Annotated in this window: 1 pseudogene; it reads right to left on the reverse strand. The window is 60.3% G+C overall.

Annotated features, from left to right (window positions below):
* A pseudogene (locus Q6D67_RS21640) lies at window positions 1-555 on the reverse strand (IS21 family transposase); the annotation flags it as partial.
* Window positions 556-808: the final 253 nt, after the last annotated feature.

Genomic DNA, 808 nt, shown 5'->3' on the forward strand with positions numbered 1-808 from the left:
GATCCAATCCGGGAGGCCCTGACTCCAGGTGGCCTCGGCGTAGGTGTAGCTGGAGGCGCCGAGCACCGCCACAAAGACCTGTGCGGTACGTGTTTCGCCCGTCTGCCGGCAGACTACCGGCACGGTGGGGCCGCAGTAATCGATGAAGGTCTTCTCACCGGCACGATGTATCTGCCGCATGCTGCGCCGCTGCTGCTGGCGCCATAGCCGGTAGCGGTGACAGTACTGGCTGTAGCGGTAAGCCGCTGCCTCATGTACGGACACGTATTCCGCCCACAGCAGTTGTAGCGTCACGCCCTTGCGCTTGAGTTCCTGGTGGATGGCGAAGCAGTCCGGTTCGACAAACCGAGAAGGTGGTTGCACCGCCGGAAACAGCAGTCGCTCTATCTGGGCCTCGTCGGTGCCCTCCGGGGCAGGCCAGCCAACCCCACGGGCCTCGGCGAGGTGGAGGTACTTGCAGACCACACCTTTGGAGACGCCACAGGCCCGGGCGATCTTCTCGTTACTGAGTTTGGCCTCATATTTGAGGCGCAAAATATCCATGATCTTACGCATTGGAATCCTCGATCCGGGCATTCGTCCCTCCTGGCAGGCAAAAGGGAACGGGTATGCCGTTATTTCGTTAAGAATTCCAGCGAGTTAGGTGAGATTCCGGACGAACGTGACCGCCGGTTCCGGCAACGTGACCGGTGATTCCGGGGAAAGCCCCAAAATCGGTCACGATGAAACGGAATGGGCGGTCACGATCACCCGGAACAGGCGGTCACGTTGAAACGGAATGAGTGGTCACGTTGGTCCGGAATACGCA

This window comes from Haliea sp. E1-2-M8 (genome assembly GCF_030649675.1).
Taxonomy (GTDB): Bacteria; Pseudomonadota; Gammaproteobacteria; order Pseudomonadales; family Halieaceae; genus Haliea.